This window comes from Streptomyces sp. N50 (genome assembly GCF_033335955.1).
Lineage (GTDB): Bacteria > Actinomycetota > Actinomycetes > Streptomycetales > Streptomycetaceae > Streptomyces.
In genome coordinates this window covers 8,948,153-8,961,268 of record NZ_CP137549.1, presented here as the reverse complement: position 1 = coordinate 8,961,268, position 13,116 = coordinate 8,948,153, and the positions used below count along the sequence as shown (strand labels likewise).

General features: G+C 70.7%; 10 protein-coding genes. 5 read left to right on the top strand and 5 right to left on the bottom strand.

Annotated elements, in window-relative coordinates:
* Positions 1-246: 246 nt before the first annotated feature.
* Entirely contained in the window at positions 247-855 is a 609-nt protein-coding gene (locus R2B38_RS39755; protein ID WP_318020650.1) for a response regulator transcription factor, read from the bottom strand.
* Between the two features lie 345 nt (positions 856-1,200).
* On the opposite strand from R2B38_RS39755, the gene R2B38_RS39750 reads away from it, so the two are divergent.
* Complete coding sequence (locus R2B38_RS39750) at positions 1,201-3,285, top strand: SpoIIE family protein phosphatase (RefSeq protein WP_318021907.1); 2,085 nt, start codon at positions 1,201-1,203, stop codon at positions 3,283-3,285.
* 81 nt (positions 3,286-3,366) lie between these two features.
* Here the strand turns inward: R2B38_RS39750 and R2B38_RS39745 are convergent, their stop codons facing one another.
* Positions 3,367-4,770, bottom strand: coding sequence for a S1 family peptidase (locus R2B38_RS39745; protein ID WP_318020649.1), 1,404 nt, complete (start codon positions 4,768-4,770; stop codon positions 3,367-3,369).
* 770 nt (positions 4,771-5,540) lie between these two features.
* Here R2B38_RS39745 and R2B38_RS39740 point away from each other — a divergent pair.
* The 4 genes from R2B38_RS39740 to R2B38_RS39725 all read left to right on the top strand — a co-directional run bounded on the left by R2B38_RS39740 (position 5,541) and on the right by R2B38_RS39725 (position 11,693).
* Positions 5,541-5,756, top strand: a complete 216-nt coding sequence (locus R2B38_RS39740; protein WP_033278842.1) for a hypothetical protein — start codon at positions 5,541-5,543, stop codon at positions 5,754-5,756.
* A gap of 93 nt (positions 5,757-5,849) precedes the next feature.
* On the top strand, positions 5,850-6,656 hold the full coding sequence (locus R2B38_RS39735; RefSeq protein ID WP_318020648.1) for an HlyD family efflux transporter periplasmic adaptor subunit: 807 nt from the start codon (positions 5,850-5,852) through the stop codon (positions 6,654-6,656).
* Positions 6,653-8,875, top strand: coding sequence for an NHLP family bacteriocin export ABC transporter peptidase/permease/ATPase subunit (locus R2B38_RS39730; protein WP_318020647.1), 2,223 nt, complete (start codon positions 6,653-6,655; stop codon positions 8,873-8,875). Before R2B38_RS39735 ends, R2B38_RS39730 begins: the two co-directional genes overlap by 4 nt.
* Position 8,876: 1 nt before the next feature.
* On the top strand, positions 8,877-11,693 hold the full coding sequence (locus R2B38_RS39725; protein WP_318020645.1) for an NHLP bacteriocin export ABC transporter permease/ATPase subunit: 2,817 nt from the start codon (positions 8,877-8,879) through the stop codon (positions 11,691-11,693).
* 24 nt (positions 11,694-11,717) lie between these two features.
* Here the strand turns inward: R2B38_RS39725 and R2B38_RS39720 are convergent, their stop codons facing one another.
* From R2B38_RS39720 to R2B38_RS39710, 3 genes are all read right to left on the bottom strand, one after another.
* Positions 11,718-12,245: an SRPBCC family protein gene (locus R2B38_RS39720; protein ID WP_318020644.1), complete on the bottom strand. Its 528-nt coding sequence runs from the start codon at positions 12,243-12,245 to the stop codon at positions 11,718-11,720.
* A gap of 6 nt (positions 12,246-12,251) precedes the next feature.
* Entirely contained in the window at positions 12,252-12,596 is a 345-nt protein-coding gene (locus tag R2B38_RS39715) for a metalloregulator ArsR/SmtB family transcription factor (protein WP_318020643.1), read from the bottom strand.
* Between the two features lie 72 nt (positions 12,597-12,668).
* Positions 12,669-13,106, bottom strand: a complete 438-nt coding sequence (locus tag R2B38_RS39710; RefSeq protein ID WP_318020642.1) for a VOC family protein — start codon at positions 13,104-13,106, stop codon at positions 12,669-12,671.
* Positions 13,107-13,116 lie beyond the last annotated feature (10 nt).

The window sequence follows — 13,116 nt, the reverse complement described above, 5'->3', positions numbered from 1 at the left end:
GCCCCCCTCGTCCTCCTCGACGAAGCCACCTGCCATCTCGACCCGGAGGCGGAGGAACGCGCCGAGCGTGCCTTCGCCCGGCGGGAGCGGAGCGGCGGCGCGCTGATCGTCGTAGCGCACCGCATCAGTTCCGCGCGCCGCGCCCACCACGTGCTCGTCATGGACGGGCAGGAGACCGCGCTCGGTACGCACGGCGATTTGCTCCGTCGCTCCCCGCTCTATCGGGAACTGGTGGGCAGCTGGTCGTCAGAGCCAGCCCTCGCCCTGGGAGATACGGATCGCGTCGACGCGGTTGCGGGCGCCGGTCTTTCGGGTGATGGCCGCCATGTAGTTGCGCACGGTCCCGTGGGACAGGTGCAGGCTCCCGGCGATCTCCGCGACGGAGGCGCCCTCGGCGGCCAGGGTTAACACGCTCAGCTCTCTGCGGGTCAGCGGCATCTCCGCGGCCTTGAGGAATCCGAAGCCCAGGGAGTCGTCAACGAAACGTTTCCCCTCCGCGACGCGCCGGATGGCGTGCACCAGCCGGTCCGGTGGGCTCGCCTTGTCGACATAGCCGAGCGCGCCCTCCTCCAGCGCGCGTTTCAGCAGGCCGGGGCGGTGTGCGGTGGCCAGGACGAGGAGGCCGGGCGGGGTGGGGCCGGTGCCGCGCGGGCCCACTTCGCCGAGTGGCGGGATTCCGTACGTGTCGTCGCAGTCGAGGTCCGCCGCGCACACGTCCGGCCGGACGGACCGGACGCGACCGGGTGCTGTGTGCCACGGGGTGTCCCAGACCCCGAGGCCGGGTTCGCGGCGGAGCCACTCCGCCAGGACCGATCTCACCAGACACGCGTCGTGCACCAGAAGTAGCCGGATCACTGCCGTCCCCTCGCTAGCTGTTCGCCGGTTTCACGGTGGTTTCGCGTGTGCCCCATTGTTCGCGATCGTGACAGCGCTCGGGCCCGGAGATCCGGCCAACAGGGTGCGCGGGGGCGCACGCGAGGCGCTCGTACGCCGCCGCGCGCTTCGATTCGGGGGGTATACGACCGGGGCCTTCGGGGTACAGGCGCGCGCCTCACCACCGGGGAACCGGCCCGCTCGCCGTGCGCGTGCGGCCCTCAGGGTGGAGCCTGATCACTGGGACCGGGACCGCGCGGCCGTACGAGGAGGTGGTTCGGCGTGTCCGACGGACAGGCGTCGGGGCAGGCGCCGGTCGGGCGGCCGATGCTGTCTCTCGCGCTGGCCGCGATGATGGACGGCGTCCACGCGCACTCGGGCGCGGTCTATCTGCTGACGCCCGACGAGCCGGTGCTGGAGATGGCGGTGATGGCCGGGCTGCCCCGCGCCTTCGCGGCGCCCTGGGAGCGGGTCGGGCTGAGCGCGCCGATCCCGGTGGCCGAGGCGGTGCGCGAGCGGCGGCTGATCTGGGTCGGCGGCGAGGAGGACATGGCCCGCCGCTATCCGCGCATCGCGGTGGTGCTGCCGTACCCCTTCGCCCTGGCCGCCGTGCCGGTCGCCACGGAGTCGACGGTCTACGGCTCGGTCTTCGTGACCTGGCCCGGTTCGCATCCCCCGGTCCTCTCCGACCGGGACCGCGACCAGCTCACCTCCGCATGCGACCGGCTCGCGGTGCGGCTGGAGCGTGCCGTGGCGGAGCGCCACCCGGTGCGGGCGGAGCCCGATCTCCTCGCCACCGGGCCCGCGGCGAGCGTGGCCGGGACGCTGGGCACGGTCGAGGCGGCGCGGATGGTGGCCCGGCTGCCGTACGGGCTGTGTTCGCTGGATCTGCACGGGCGGGTCGGCTTCGCGAACGCGGCGGCCGGGGAGCTGCTCGGCCTGCCGGTGAGCGGTCTGCTCGGTACTCAGTTGTGGGCGGCGGTGCCCTGGCTCAACGACCCGGTGTACGAGGACCGTTACCGGGCCGCGCTGCTCAGTCAGCAGGTCACGTCGTTCGTGGCGCTGCGGCCGCCGGGCGAGTGGCTGTCGTTCCGGCTGTATCCGAGCACGACCGGGCTGAGCGTCCGGATCAGCCGGGCACGGGCGGTGACGGAGCTGAGCCGGGCGGCGACGCGACCGGGCGAGGGGCCCTCGCGCCTTGTGACCATCTCGCAGGTGCTGAGCCTGGCCGGGGCGCTCACCGAGGCGGTCGGGGTGGAGGACGTGGTGCAGCTGATCGCGGACGAGGTCGCCCCGGCCGTGGGCGGCCAGGCGCTGGTGGTGCTCGGTTCGCGGGGCGGGCGGCTGCATGTGCTGGGGCACCGCGGCTATCCGGACCCGCAGATCGTGGAGCGCTTCGACGGGATGGCGCTGACGGAGTCGACGCCGGGGACGGCCGCCCTGAACAGCGGTGTGCCCGCGTTCTTCGACTCCCGGCAGGAGCTGGAACGGCTGTATCCGAGCCGGCACGCCACCCCCGACGGGTTCGCGGCCTGGGCGTATCTCCCGCTGATCGCGTCCGGACGCCCGGTCGGCACCTGTGTGCTGGCCTACGGCGAGCCGCATGTCTTCCCCGCGGACGAGCGGGCCGTGCTGACGAGTCTGGGCGGGCTGATCGCGCAGGCGCTGGAGCGCGCCCTGCTGTACGACGCGAAGAATCAGCTGGCCCACGGACTGCAGGCCGCGCTGCTCCCGCACTCGTTGCCGCCGCTGCCCGGCATCGAGGCCGCCGCCCGTTATCTGCCGGCCACTCAAGGGATGGAGATCGGCGGCGACTTCTACGACCTCGTGACCTCCGAGGGACTGGCCGCCGTGATCGGTGACGTGCAGGGGCACAACGTGACCGCGGCCGGGCTGATGGGGCAGATCCGGACCGCCGTCCGCGCATACACCACAGTCGGCCAGGCCCCGGAGGAGGTCATGCGCAGCACCAACCGGCTGCTGATCGACCTCGGTTCCGAGCTCTTCGCGAGCTGTCTGTATCTACGGCTGGATCCCGCGCGCGGCACGGCCGTGATGGCGCGGGCCGGGCATCCGCCGCCGTTGCTGCGCCGGCCGGACGGGCGGGTGCGGGTGCTGGACCTGGCGGGCGGTCCGCTGCTGGGCATCGACGCCGACGCCGTCTATCCGACGACGGAGGTCGATCTCGCGCCCGGTTCCGTCCTCGCCCTCTACACCGACGGGCTCATCGAGTCACCCGGCGTCGACATCGAGGACGCCCTGGCCGAACTGGGCCAACGCCTCGCGGCGGCAGGGGACTTGCCGCTGGAGGAGATCGCCGACGAACTGGTGCGGCACAGCGCGGCCGCACAGGAGCGGATCGACGACGTGGCGCTGCTACTGCTGCGGGCCCGGGAGCCGGGACCGATGTAACTGCCGTACGACGCAGGGCGGTCCGGCCCTCCCGCCGGAGGGCCGGACCGATCCACCGCCGACCTGATGGAAGGGGTCGGATCAGTGGTTCGAGGTGAGCGACGAACCGTCGTCGGCCCCGGTGCCGGTGTCCTGGCCGGTGCCGCTCTGGTCCTCGCCGGTGCCCGTGGCGTCGGTCGCGGACGGGTCGACGGCGCCGGACTGGTCACCGGTGCCGTCGGTCGCGTTCGGGTCCACGGCGCCGGACTGGTCGCCCGTGCCGTCGGTGGCCGACGGGTCGGCCGCGGTCGCCGACGGGTCCGCCGTGGCGGTGTCGTCACCCGCGCCGGCACCCGCGCCCGCGTCGCCGAGGGTGGCGCCGGTCGCGGTGAGCGCGGCGGTGACCGGCTGGAAGAAGGTCTCGCCGCCGGCGGTGCAGTCGCCGCTGCCGCCCGAGGTGAGACCGACCGCGCCGCCGTCCTGGGTGAAGAGCGAGCCGCCGCTGTCACCCGCCTCGGCGCAGACGTCCGTCTGGATGAGGCCGTTGACGGTGTCGACACCGTTGGGGTCGGTCTCGCTCTGGAAGTTGACCGTCGCGTCGAGGCCGGTGACCGTGCCGTCGTGCAGACCGGTGGTGGAGCCCATCCGGAAGACCTGGGTGCCGACCGTGGCGTCCTCGGCCTGGGTGATCTGGACGGTCTGGCCGTTGCCGACGTTGACGTCGCTCGTGGTCTGCGTCGCCGGGTCGTCGTACTTCACGAGGGAGAAGTCGCTGACGGGGAACGTGGCCTGGTCGACGGTCGCGATCGGCTGGCCGTCCTGCGAGTCGGACCACTGCTTCGCCGCGACGCCGCAGTGTCCGGCGGTCAGGAAGGCGGGGGTGCCGTCGCTCGCGGTGACGTTGAAGCCGAGGGAGCAGCGCACGCCGCCCTGGTCGGTCTGGGCGAAGATGGCGTCGCCGCCGGAGACCAGCGTCTTGAAGGAGCCGCCGGTCTTCTTCACCGTGGCCATGTTCGTGCCGAGGCTCTTGACCGTCGAGAGCACGGTGTCCCACTTGGAACCGGTGACGGTGCTGTCGGCGAGGACCTGGATCTTGTTGGTCTTCGGGTCGACCGACCAGGCGGTGCCGGGGACGGTGGCCTTGGTCTTCAACACCTGGGCGGCGGCGGTGAGTTCGGCGGTGCTGTTCTGCACCTTGCGCACCTTGGCGCCGGCCTTCTCGGCCTGCACGACCACGTTGTTGTTGTCGCCGGAGATCACGTTGACGACGAGCTGCTGCGTGGCGCTGTCGTAGTAGGACCCGGCGAAGGCGTCACCCAGCAGTCCGGCGAGCTGCGAGGAGAGGTCGGAGGCGCCCGTCGCCTTGAGGGTCTTGGGGGTGGCGGCGCCTGCCGAATTGTCCTGGGACGCGTTGGCGTTCGGGAGCAGGATCGCCGCCGCTCCGAGAGCCGCGACACCGCCAACCGCTATCGCTGCCTTGCGCTTCGGAATTCGCTTGTGACTCAAACTGCTCGACCTCCTGGGGACCGGGGTCTGTGCCGCCGGGGCGGCGGCTTATGGGGGGCGCCTGGATGCCCGTTGATACGCACGTGTCACGTGGGCCGTTCAATTCCGTTTCTCAACTTCCTTTGCGAAACCACGAATCGGCCATGTGCAAGCCCTGACCCGGCGGGGGTACGAAGGGGCTGCGAGCCAGTGATCGCAGCGCGACGGCCCCCGTCCGTCCGGCACGCGACGGGCGGGCGGATGTCTTGATCGAACCGGTGCCGCTCAAACCTGCCCACGGACCGGACCAGTTGAGCCACTCCCGGCACGCTCCCCGAACCGACACGGAAAGCGATCGGTCGGCAACGGTCCGTCGAGAACAGGGAGCGGAATCCTCGCTTCAGGGAATCTGCACAGCGCGTACCCAACGAAGTCACCGGACTCGACGGATCTGCACATGCACACACCCCCGGAAACGCCTTTGGTGGGGAGTGCCCGATTCCGGTTCGGTGCCGCAAGCCCTCCAGTGGACCGATGCCGTGCAGCGTGTGAAGAAGTCGCCGACACCTCGTGCCCACGCCTGCACGGTTCGGGGCTCCTGGGGCTCAAGTGCCCTGGTGGGACGGGAGTTTGATTGGCTGCGTCCACCCGCACCGTGCTTTGATCCATCGCACCGCAGGAGCCACGGGGGCTCCGGAAACGGCGCCCGGCGCCTGCGGTCGCGGCCGTCGTCTGTCCCCAGAGGGGGCCGCTCCCCCCTTGTGAATATCCATATGAAGGGAAGTTCCCCCATGAACTCCACCCCCCAGGTTGAGACCGTCGAGATCTCCGACGCCGAGCTCGACAACGTCTCCGGCGGTCTGTCCGTGAACGCGCTCGGCACCGTCACCGGCCTGGTCGACGGCATTGCCCCGGTTTCCGGCCTGGTCGACACGGTCGTCGGCACCGTCGAGGGTGTCACCGGCCTCAACGTGACCCCGGTCACGAACCTGGTCGCCGGTCTCTGATCGCACCTTGTCTGACCGAGTCCCGGAGCCGTTTCCCGGCTCCGGGACTCTCGGTTGCCGTAAAAGATCTCTCCCACAGGTGAGGGAAGTCCCGTGCAGTTCCGCCAACAGGCCCTCGCCAAGCTCCAGTCGCCCGAAGAGCTCGATCTTCCGGTGCGCTTCGCGCGTCCGCAGGGCTGGCTCGTGCTCTCCGTGACGGTGGTCGTGGTGGCCGCCGCGTCCGTGTGGGCGGTGACCGGATCGGTGGCGTCGACCGTCAGCGCGTCCGCCATCCTCACGCACGGGGAGGGCAGTTACATCCTGCAGAGTCCCGTGGCCGGCCAGGTCACCGCCGTCCTCGCGCAGGAAGGCGAGCGGCTGCCCGCCAACTCCCCTGTCCTGAAGGTCCGTTCGAGCGACGGCGACTCCGTCGTGCGCACGGTCGCCGCGGGCCGGATCACCGCGCTCGCCGCCACCATCGGCCAGATCATCCAGACCGGCGCGAACGTCGCCGCCGTCGAGAAGGTCGCCCACACCACCGACCCGCTGTACGCGACGGTGTACGTCCCCGCCGAGAACGCGGCCTCCATCCCCGCGAACGCCGACGTCGACCTGACCGTCTCCTCGGCTCCGACGCAGACGTACGGCGTGCTGCGCGGCCAGGTGAAGGCGGTGGACCGGTCCGCCCAGTCGGCGCAGCAGATCTCCGCGTTCCTCGGGGACAGCCAGCTCGGCGAGCAGTTCACCAAGAAGGGCCGCCCGGTGGCCGTACTGGTGAGACTCGACAAGTCGGCGCGGACGAAGAGCGGTTACAAGTGGTCGTCCCAGGACGGACCCCCCTTCGCCCTCACCTCCATGACCATGGCCTCGGCCTCGATCCGGCTGGCCGATCAGCGCCCCCTCGATTGGCTGCTGCCATGAGCCCCGCACAGGACACCCGTTCACGGCGCCGCTCCGCCCCGCCGAAACGCCCGGTCCCCAAGGGCCGTGCCAAGACGGTCCGTTCACCCACGGTCCTCCAGATGGAGGCCGTCGAGTGCGGCGCCGCCTCCCTCGCGATGGTGCTCGGCCACTACGGCCGCCACATCCCGCTGGAGGAACTGCGCATCGCCTGCGGCGTCTCCCGCGACGGCTCCCGCGCCAGCAACCTCCTCAAGGCAGCACGCAGTTACGGCCTCACGGCCAAGGGCATGCAGATGGACACGGCCGCCCTGGCCGAAGTCCGTTCCCCCGCCGTCCTGTTCTGGGAGTTCAACCACTACGTCGTCTACGACGGCATGGGACGCCGCTTCGGCCGCCGCGGGGTGTACATCAACGACCCCGGCAAGGGCCGCCGGTTCGTGCCCATGGAGGACTTCGACGCCAGCTTCACCGGTGTCGTCCTGGTCATGGAACCGGGCGACGGCTTCGAGAAGGGCGGCCGCAAGCCGGGCGTGCTCGGCGCGATGCCGGCCCGGCTGCGCGGTACCGCGGGCACGATGCCCGCCGCCGTCCTCGCGAGCCTGCTCCTGGTGCTGGTCGGCGCGGCGATGCCCGCGCTCAGCCGGACCTACATCGACATGTTCCTGATAGGCGGTCAGACGTCCCTGCTGGGCGTCCTGTTCGCGTCGATGGGGACGTGTGTTCTGCTCACGCTGGCGCTGACCTGGCTGCAACAGGCGAACCTGCTGCACGGCCGCATCATCTCCTCCACCCTCTCCAGCGCCCGCTTCCTGCGCCATCTGCTGCGGCTGCCCGTGACGTTCTTCTCCCAGCGCAGCCCGGCCGACCTGGTGCAGCGCCTCCAGTCGAACGACGCCGTCGCCGAGACCCTGGCCCGCGACCTCTCGGCGGCCGGGGTGGACGCGGTGGTCGTGGTGCTCTACGCATTCCTCCTCTATACGTACGACCCCCAACTCACCTACGTGGGCATAGGTGTTGCCCTGCTGAACGTGGTCGCGATGCGGGTCGTCATCCGGCTGCGCGCGACCCGGACGGCGAAGCTGCGCGCCGACAGCGCCCGCCTCACCAACACGGCATACACCGGGCTCCAGTTGATCGAGACGATGAAGGCGACCGGCGGTGAGGACGGCTACTTCCGCAAGTGGGCCGGCCAGCACGCCACCACCCTGGAGGAACAGCAGCGGCTCGGCGTGCCGAGCGCCTGGCTGGGCGTGGTCGCGCCGACGCTCGCCTCGCTCAACAGCGCGCTGATCCTGTGGATCGGCGGTATGCGCGCGGTCGAAGGGCACATCTCCGTAGGCCTGTTGGTCGCCTTCCAGGCGCTCGTCACCCGCTTCACCGCGCCGATCACCCGGCTCAACGGCGTCGCGGGCCGCATCCAGGACTTCGCGGCCGACGTGGCCCGCCTCAAGGACGTCGAGAACTTCCAGGCCGATCCCCTCTACTCCCGTGCGGGCGGTGCCGATTCGACCCGCCGACTGCAGGGACACGTCGAGCTGGAGAACATCACCTTCGGCTACAGCCCGCTCGACAAACCACTCCTCACCGGCTTCGACCTGACGGTCGGCCCGGGCCAGCAGGTGGCGCTGGTCGGCGGCTCCGGCAGCGGCAAGTCCACGGTGTCCAGGCTGATTTCGGGTCTCTACACGCCCTGGGAGGGCGTGATCCGCATCGATGACCACCGCCTCGATGACATCCCGCGCGGCGCGCTCGCCGCCTCCGTGTCCTTCGTCGACCAGGACGTGTTCCTCTTCGAGGGGTCGGTCCGCGACAACGTGGCGCTGTGGGATCCGTCGATCCCGGACGAGGCCGTGGCGGACGCGCTGCGCGACGCGGCCCTGTACGACGTCGTCATGCGGCGGCCCGGCGGCATCCACAGCCGGGTCGAGCAGGACGGCCGCAACTTCTCCGGCGGTCAGCGTCAACGCCTGGAGATAGCAAGGGCGTTGGTGCGCCGCCCCAGCATCCTGGTCCTCGACGAGGTGACGAGCGCCCTGGACGCGGAGACCGAGCTGGTCGTGATGGACAACCTGCGCAAGCGCGGCTGCGCCTGCGTGGTGATCGCGCACCGGCTCAGCACCGTGCGCGACAGCGACGAGATCGTCGTCCTCGAACACGGGACGATCGTGGAACGCGGGCGGCACGACGCCCTGGTGGCGGCCGGCGGCGCGTACGCCACGCTGGTCAAGGAGCGGTGAGATGACGTCCGTCCACGAGGGTGACCTGGTCCTCGGCGCGCTGGGGAACCTGGGCACGCCGATCGACTGCGCCGGGTCCAACCGCCTCGACCTCGAAGGCCCGCAGGTGCTGTGGCTGGTCGCGTCGGGCGCCATCGACCTGTTCGCGGTGGACGCCGTACAGCAGGGCCACTGGCACCACCTCGGCCGGCTGGAGGCGGGCGCACTGCTGCTCGGCCCGGTCAACGGGCCCCAACACACCCTGGTGGCACGCCCGTTGCGCGACTGCGTGGTGCACCGCATCAACCTCCGCGAGCTGTACCAGCCCGCCAACACCCAGACCTGGTCGTACGACGAGTACGGCAACCCCCAGTACGTGCCCCCGACTTCGAGCCCGCTCGAATACGCCCTCGCCCTCGGTGTCGGCCGCGGCCTCTCCATCCTCTTCCAGGCACCGATGGCCACCGACCGGGCCGCCGCGCCCACGGACGACGACGTCTTCTGGATGCAAGTCCCGCCGGGCAGCGTGCAGTACGGGTCGATGTACGGCGCCGAGGCCGCCGCCGATCTGCTGATGGACCCGGCCGTCTGGCAGGACATGGTCAACCAGCAGTACCGGCTGCTGTCCACGCTGGACAAGTGGATCGAGCAGCTGGAGCGCACCCACGAGACCCGAACCGCCGCCGGAATCAAGGCCGGTGAGGCGGTGCGCGCGCAGGCCGACCGGACGCTGCTGGCGTCGATCGGCAAGTCATCGGACCGGCGTACGACGGCCGCGGACGCCGACGCGTCGTACGCCGCCTGCAAGTTGGTCGCCGAGGCGGCGGGCCTCACCCTCGCCGAACCCTCCCAGAGCGGCAGCGAGAGCGACCGTCTCGACCCGGTCGAGCGAATAGCCCTCGCCTCACGCGTCCGAGTCCGGGCCGTACGGCTCGACGGGCGTTGGTGGCGTGACAACGTCGGCCCGCTGGTGGGCCATCGGGCGTTGTCGGGAGCGCCGGTCGCACTGCTGTGGCGGCGCGGCGGCTATGTCGCCGTGCACCCGGCGACCGGCCGTGAGACACCGATCGAGAAGGCGAACGCGGAGGAGTTCGAGCCGCGCGCGGTGATGTTCTACCGTCCGCTGCCCGAGCGGCGGCTCAGCCCGTTCGGCCTGCTGCGCTTCTCCATGCAGGGCACCGCAGGCGACCTGTCGAACCTGCTGATCAGCGGGCTGGTGACGGTCGCCATCGGGGCATTGGTGCCCATCGCGACGGGCAAGGTGCTCGGCGAGTTCGTGCCGAAGGCGCAGACGAACCTGATCGTCCAGGTCTGTCTGGCGGTGATGATCACCAGCGTGGTGGCGGCGGCCTTCATGCTGCTGGAGAACCTCACGATCCTCCGCCTGGAAGGCCGGATCGAGGCAACGCTCCAACCGGCCGTCTGGGACCGGCTGTTGAGGCTGCCGACGAAGTTCTTCACCGAACGCTCGACGGGCGAACTCGCCAGCGCCGCGATGGGCATCAGCTCGATCCGCCGTCTCCTGGCGGGAGTTGGGCCCGTCGTCGCCCAGTCGGCGACGGTCGGCGTCATGAACCTGGGCCTGCTGTTCTGGTACAACCCCTCGATGGCGCTCGCCGCGATCGGCATGCTCGTCGTGATCGCGGCCATATTCCTGAGCCTCGGCCTGTGGCAGGTGCGCTGGCAGCGCAAGCTGGTCGTCCTCAACAACAAGCTGAACAACCAGGCGTTCCAGACCCTGCGCGGCCTGCCGAAGCTCCGCGTCGCGGCGGCCGAGAACTACGCCTACGCGGCCTGGGCCTCCGAGTTCGCCCGCAGCCGCGAGTTGCAGCAGAAGGTCGGCCGTATCAAGAACCTCACGACCGTGATGGGCGCGGTGTACCTGCCGGTCTGCACCCTGCTGATGTTCATGATCCTCGCGGGCCCGGCACGCGGCTCCATGTCGGCGGCCTCCTTCCTCAGCTTCAACACCTCGGTGACGATGCTCCTGACCTCCGTCACCAGCCTCACCGGCGCCTTCGTCTCGGCGGTGTCCGCGCTCCCCCTCTTCGAGGAGATCAGGCCGGTCCTGGACGCGGCCCCGGAGGTCCGCACCGCGAGCACCCGCCCCGGCCGGCTCTCCGGCGCGATGGAGGCCCGCCGGATCTCCTTCCGCTACGCCGACGACGGCCCCCTGGTCCTCGACGACGTGTCCTTCACCATCCGCGCGGGCGAGTTCGTGGCGATCGTCGGCCCCAGCGGCTGCGGCAAGTCCACCCTGCTCCGCCTCCTCATCGGCTTCGACAAACCGGTCTCCGGCAGCGTCCTCTACGACGGCCAGGACCTGGGCGCCCTCGACCAGTCGGCGGTGCGGCGGCAGTGCGGGGTGGTGCTCCAGCACGCCCAGCCGTTCACCGGTTCCATCCTGGACGTCATCTGCGGCACCGAGCCGTTCACGCCGGAGGAGGCGATGGCGGCGGCGGAGATGGCGGGGCTCGCCGAGGACATCAAGCGGATGCCGATGGGCCTGCACACGATCGTCTCCGGCAGCGGCGCGGTCTCGGGCGGCCAGCGTCAACGCCTCATGATCGCCCAGGCGTTGATCCGCCGGCCGCGCATCCTCTTCTTCGACGAGGCGACCAGCGCGCTCGACAACGAGACCCAGCGCACGGTGATCGAGAGCACGAAGGCCCTCAACGCGACCCGGATCGTCATCGCGCACCGCCTGTCGACCGTGCTCGACGCCGATCGCGTGATCGTCATGGAGGACGGCAAGGTCGCCCAACAGGGGCCGCCCGCACAGCTGTTGGCGGACACGGGCGGGCGGCTGCACGAGCTGGTGCGGCGACAGATGGCGTGACGGGTCGACCGGGCCCGGGGTGCGTCAGTCCAGGCCCGGCACGACCGCGCCGGAGGGCACCCCGGCCGCCAAGTAGCCCTCGTAGAACGTCTTCCAGGGCGCACCGGCACCGGTGTGCGGCCCCTCGGCCTGCTCATCGCGGGCCTTCGCGTCCAGCGCGGCCAGGCAGACCTCCCAGCCCGCGGCGTTGCGGGACGCGGTGTCCGCGGCGCCGAGAACGTTGGTGAGCGTGAAGCGGGTGCGCTTCTCCTCGACCTCCTCCAGGTCGAAGTGCAGCTCGTCTTCGCCCCATTCGAAGGACAGGTGCCGGGGTGCGTCGACGGCGATGACCCGGCCGGTCGACTCGGGCATGTTGGGGTCCCCGCTGAAGGTGACCGTCCCGCCGGGGCGCAGGTCGAACTCCGCGCGGGAGGGGAACCACTGCACGAGTTCGTCGGGATCGGTCACGAACTGCCAGACGCGGTCGAGGGGTTGGTCGTAGGTACGGCTGAAACGGACGGCGGGGCGGCCGTCGTCCAGGGTCAGATATGTGCCGGTGAGGTCGACGGACATGGCGGATCAGTCCTTCGGAGTGAGGTGGGGGGTGTCGTCCTCCGACGTCTCGTCGAGGCGCTGCCCCAGCCGGTCCAGGCTGCGGTTCCACAGCTCGCGGTAGGGGGTGAGCCAGGCGTCGAGTGCGGCGATCGGCGCGGGGTCGAGGGCGTAGACACGGCGTTGCGCGTCCTGCCGTACGCGGACCAGGCCCGCGTCACGCAGCACCCGTAGATGCTTCGACGTGCTGGGCTGGCTCAGACCGCATGCCTCCACGATCTCGCCGACGGGCCGGGGCCGCTCCAGGAGCAGGCCGACGATGGCCCGCCGGTGGGGATCAGCGAGGGCGGTCCAGAGCGAGGCGTCGGACATGACCCTAATATGCCTCGCCGGTTATATTCCTGTCAAGGAATACAGCGCCTGGAACCCGGAGCGCACACTCCCTCAGGCGACCGGGCGGCCGTACCCCGCGACACCCCCGTGATCCACCCCGTGCGCCGCCCAGCTGTACAGATGCAGGTCGAGGCCGTCCGGGTCGTTGAAGACCAGCAGCCAGCCGATCGAGGCCTCGATCACCGGCGAGTGCGGGACGCCGAGGGTGTCGAGATGCGCGGCCCGCGCCTCCACGTCGGCCTTGTCCCGGACCGCGAAGCTGACCGGGTCGAAGCCCTGACATCCCTGCGCCGCTTGGGAGTTGACGCGCAGGCAGAGCATGGAGTCGCCGAGTCCCGGGACCTCGCCCGCCACCCCGCGCACGACTCCGTCCGCGTCCTGGAACTCGTACGTGACCTTGAAACCGAGGACGCGGCCGTACCAGTCGCGCGAGCGGTCGAGGTCGGTGACAGGCATCTTCACGTGATGGATTCCGGCGAGCTCCGGCATGACTCTCACG

What these genes read in the sequence shown, in the direction of transcription:
- R2B38_RS39725 (WP_318020645.1), top strand. Translation starts at nt 8,877, where the DNA reads ATGACGTCCGTCCACGAGGGTGACCTGGTCCTCGGCGCGCTGGGGAAC.
- R2B38_RS39710 (WP_318020642.1), bottom strand. Translation starts at nt 13,106, where the DNA reads ATGCCGGAGCTCGCCGGAATCCATCACGTGAAGATGCCTGTCACCGAC.
- R2B38_RS39730 (WP_318020647.1), top strand. Translation starts at nt 6,653, where the DNA reads ATGAGCCCCGCACAGGACACCCGTTCACGGCGCCGCTCCGCCCCGCCG.
- R2B38_RS39750 (WP_318021907.1), top strand. Translation starts at nt 1,201, where the DNA reads ATGCTGTCTCTCGCGCTGGCCGCGATGATGGACGGCGTCCACGCGCAC.
- R2B38_RS39715 (WP_318020643.1), bottom strand. Translation starts at nt 12,596, where the DNA reads ATGTCCGACGCCTCGCTCTGGACCGCCCTCGCTGATCCCCACCGGCGG.
- R2B38_RS39720 (WP_318020644.1), bottom strand. Translation starts at nt 12,245, where the DNA reads ATGTCCGTCGACCTCACCGGCACATATCTGACCCTGGACGACGGCCGC.
- R2B38_RS39740 (WP_033278842.1), top strand. Translation starts at nt 5,541, where the DNA reads ATGAACTCCACCCCCCAGGTTGAGACCGTCGAGATCTCCGACGCCGAG.